The organism is Acidovorax sp. GW460-11-11-14-LB4, from assembly GCF_059423685.1.
Map to the genome: position 1 here is coordinate 1 of NZ_JBWKYJ010000133.1, position 3,685 is coordinate 3,685.

General features: G+C 61.2%; 7 protein-coding genes. 1 reads left to right on the forward strand and 6 read right to left on the reverse strand.

Annotated features, from left to right (window positions below; all coding sequences use genetic code 11):
• Positions 1–39: 39 nt before the first annotated feature.
• From AC07X4_RS23770 to AC07X4_RS23790, 5 genes are all read right to left on the reverse strand, one after another.
• Positions 40–246, reverse strand: a complete 207-nt coding sequence (locus tag AC07X4_RS23770) for a hypothetical protein (protein ID WP_494741520.1) — start codon at positions 244–246, stop codon at positions 40–42.
• A gap of 59 nt (positions 247–305) precedes the next feature.
• Positions 306–515, reverse strand: coding sequence for a hypothetical protein (locus tag AC07X4_RS23775; protein WP_436079220.1), 210 nt, complete (start codon positions 513–515; stop codon positions 306–308).
• Positions 515–838 (reverse strand): hypothetical protein, encoded by a 324-nt coding sequence (locus tag AC07X4_RS23780; protein ID WP_436079221.1) that lies wholly within the window; start codon positions 836–838, stop codon positions 515–517. The genes AC07X4_RS23775 and AC07X4_RS23780 overlap by 1 nt, the downstream gene beginning before the upstream one ends.
• Positions 839–865: 27 nt before the next feature.
• On the reverse strand, positions 866–2,131 hold the full coding sequence (locus AC07X4_RS23785) for a replication initiation factor domain-containing protein (RefSeq protein WP_494741521.1): 1,266 nt from the start codon (positions 2,129–2,131) through the stop codon (positions 866–868).
• A 445-nt stretch (positions 2,132–2,576) separates the two neighbouring features.
• Positions 2,577–2,792, reverse strand: a complete 216-nt coding sequence (locus tag AC07X4_RS23790; RefSeq protein ID WP_494741522.1) for a hypothetical protein — start codon at positions 2,790–2,792, stop codon at positions 2,577–2,579.
• 14 nt (positions 2,793–2,806) lie between these two features.
• Between AC07X4_RS23790 and AC07X4_RS23795 the strand changes: the two genes are divergently transcribed.
• Entirely contained in the window at positions 2,807–3,073 is a 267-nt protein-coding gene (locus AC07X4_RS23795; protein WP_494741523.1) for a hypothetical protein, read from the forward strand.
• A gap of 209 nt (positions 3,074–3,282) precedes the next feature.
• On the opposite strand, the gene AC07X4_RS23800 is transcribed toward AC07X4_RS23795, so the two are convergent.
• A partial coding sequence (locus tag AC07X4_RS23800) for a hypothetical protein (protein ID WP_494741524.1) occupies positions 3,283–3,685 on the reverse strand: 403 nt, incomplete at its 5' end.

The following is a 3,685-nucleotide window of genomic DNA, read 5'->3' on the forward strand; positions in this document are numbered from 1 at the left end:
GTGACCGTGCAGGCGGTGGCGCATTCGATGACTGTTGGGTCAGCCACGTGGCATGGCCCGAAGAATTGCCTGCTGGCGAATGCGTGCCTGAGCGACCCGTTGCAGGGTGCTGGCACGGGCGCGGAGGCGGTCAGAGATGGCGACTGCTGCGCTATGCGCGAGGATGGCCAGCACGCCACCGACAAAGCCGCCGAGGATGGCGATCATCGCGACGCGCTGGGCGAATAGAGAGAGGTCAATTTCCATTTGCGCTCCGGGACCGAAATGCAATTTGCTGCGGTTGATAGGGTTGCCGCCTAGCGCCGTCAAAGGGGCACAGAGCGGTGCAATTCGCGAAGGTCCACGACTTGCGCACGGTGAAATGGCTCTGCGTGGTCTTCGATAAGCTGAGCGACTGTTTCGAGGTCTTCGACCGCTACGGCTTCGCGCAGCAACATGACCCATTCGGGCTGGCCGTCCTCATACGAGGGGGCGAGGAATGCGCCCGTGGTTGCCGACTGGATCACGTAGAACATCACTGCACCTTGGGAGCTGGCTTGGCCTGCTCAACGGGGCGGATATCGACCAAGACCATCTTGGTTCCGTCCTGCGCTGCAGCAGCCATTTCAAAGGTGGCAATGGCCTTGATGGGCAGGGCTGCGCCGAGGTGTGCCCACTTGTCAAACTCTTTGGCGTCGCCGAGCTTGAATGGACGAGTAGCGCGACCAATGGAGCGGCCTGCACTGTTTTCGGCGAGGTCGACTTCGCAGTGAAACACGGTGCTGCTGAATGCGCGGCCATCGATAGAGCCCGCGCTTTCCTTGACGCCGTGGACGATGACTTCGGACTTGAATTGCATGGTGATTTCCTTGGGCCTTGTTGAGGGTTATGCGATGACGTGGCCAGCGTCTGCGCCCTTGAAAACTCGTTTAGTTGCGCGTTGATAAACGCGGGCTATTTCGTCGCGTGAGAAGCGGCGAAGGCGACCGGGAAGGCTTGCGCCTTCTACGATTGCGGCGAACTCTTCGCCATCCATGAGGGTGAACATCAGAGCCAAGCTAGGGCCAGCCACATCACGGACCCAACGCTTGTTGCGGGTGACTTCGGATTCGATGGTTTCAGCAGCCAAGCGACCGTTGCAGGCCAAGCTGGCGGGATTCAGCTCGATCTGTTCGTCTGCCTCACGCAGCAGCGCGGCATGCCATGGGCTGGCCTCTGCGAAGAAGTCGGCAGGGCGACGCAGCATGTCCACATCGAGCACGCGAGCCTTGTTGCCCAAGCGAAGCTCTGCACGCATCCAACCGGATGCATCCTTGTCGCCGAAGAGCTGATGGCCTTTTTCGTAGATGTTGGTTTGCTTGCCAACTTCCTTGGAGCCGATGTAGAAGCTGCGACCCTTGCCGTTCATCCAGTCGCCGACCATGTTGCACTTGAGGCGCTTGCCGCCCGAGTCCATGAGGCCGCTTTCATAGTCGGCTTGGATACGCCGCATGCCGCCCGTGATGCCATCAAAGAAATCAAGCGCGAGGTCACAGCGGGTGATGACGCCGTTTACTTCATCGACCAAATCGGCCATGTCAAAGCGCCAGGACGGCTTTGCAAACGTACAGGCTGTGCCGTAGAGGTTCACATGCAGGGTGCGCTTTTGCGCTTGCTGGCGTGGACCGTCGCCACTGGCACCAAAGCCAACCCATCCGACTTCTTCGCCGTTGCGCTCAATGCTCCAACGGCTTTTGTAGAAGTCGTGACCCTTGCGAACTTCGGAGGCGACATTGAAGCCATCGCCGAGGGCATCAACGACGCGGAGGGCAAGCTCTGCGGCCTGAGCGCTGGGCGCAAAGTCTTCATCTGGCACCTGCTGCAGCTTGTGCATGAAGCGCGCAAAACGCTGGGCTTCATAGGTGCCGTAGTCCTCTTCGAATGGCGACAGGGGACGCTCCAACGTGCTTTGCACTGGAGGGGGAAACAGCACATCAACGGGAGGCATAGGAGCGTTGCGCACTTGGCAGGTGAATCGCAGCCAATCGATGTGCACAAGAACGCGGGTTTCGATGCGCTCGGCCATCAATCGGACCTTGACCTGGTTGCCCTCAAGGACGAGGGAACAAGCCTTGTTGAGCTTGTTCAGCTTTGAGTTTGCTGGGCGGGTCATTCGGTGGTCCCTCCTTGGTTATCCCCGTGATTACCATCGGGGATGGTCGGCGCCTGCCCCGCCCCGGCGCCAGCGCCCGCGCTCCGCCTGCAGGCACTGGCGCGCAGGTCGGAAGCGCACGCCGCTACACACGAAGCGCAGACAGGGCGCATCCCTGCGGGACCGGGCTCTATGGCTGCGCCACCAAGCCCTTGCAGGTCTTGGCCCATGCGGGTAACGATCCCTTGCGCGGTGGCGCTGGCGGCGAGGGCGTTTTCAGCGGGTACGGGTTGCACGCAGGGCGACATGGGCATGCTGCCCATACCCTGCCCCACGCACCCCTGCGGGGCCGCGCTAGTCGCGCTGCGCGGGTCCCCGGTTGTCTCCAAAGAAAGGCGGGCGCGCAGGGCGTCGACGTAGGGCGGCAGCAGGCGCGAAAGATCAAGCAGCAGATGCACGGCGCGACTCATGGCAGCAGCCCCTGCATGCCCTCGAGGCGAAGCACGTGAAGGCGGGCGCGCTCGATCTGGTGACCGGTGCGCAGGAAGGCGCCGACCGCTGCAGCGCAGGCTTTGTAGTCGGCGGCTTGACGGGCATTGCCCTGGAGAACGGATTTCGGGACCGGGGCCGAAATGGACCGTTTTGCCCTGTACTGCAGGTCGCGTTTTTCTTCGGGACTCATGCAAAATGCCCCCCATGAATCCCAGCATCGACCAGCTTCTGAGCATCCACAAAGCCGAACGCAATCTCCATTCGGACGAAGCCCTCATGTCGTCGCTTTGGATAGATGCACAGACCCTTGCAGGCGTCAGGGCGAGGACCTGCACCCTGCCGCATGTCGCCCTGGTCAAACTCGCCGAGAGCACCGGCTACGATCTGCTCACGGTAATGGCGGTATCGAATCTCGCGCTGGCGCAATTGAGCGAGAACAAGCGTGAGTTCTGGATCGATCACATCGACTGATTCACCAACCAAGCGGCAACTGAGCAGCGGCTCTTTGTCGAGAACCAAGCGGGCATCATCAAGCGCATGCCCAAGGTCACTGGTCCACACCATGCGGCCATCCAGGTCAAACACCTCTAGCCACACGGGCACACGCTCAACGCCACGGTGAAAGATGGCATCACGGAACAGCTGTCCGCGCCAGTCTCTGCGATGAACCTTTGGGACGCTCATTGCAGCACCCCATTGCTGCGCGAACCGTACAGGCCGACCGTTTTCCAATTGCGATTGGTCAACGCGAAGCGGACAAGAGACTGCATCAACTCGTTTTTGCTGCAATCCAGCTCAGCCGCGATTTCCTCAAGCGTGGCCGCAATGGCCGGCTTGTCGGTGTAATCAATGCGGGCTTTTTCAGCGCGGTACGCGGCTTTGCGGGCGGCTGCACTGGCGTGGACTGGGCGGCGGCCCTTGCGCTTTTCGTTCCCGGCGCACTCCCCACCGTTTGCGATGCAAGCCACTGCACAACTGTCGCCATTGCTGCCGACTTCGGGGGGAGTGCAATCGTTAGCCGCTTCGGGAGCGGCGATTTCAGGAAGAAGAAGCTGCAGGGCTGACATGGGTGGCTCCATGGTG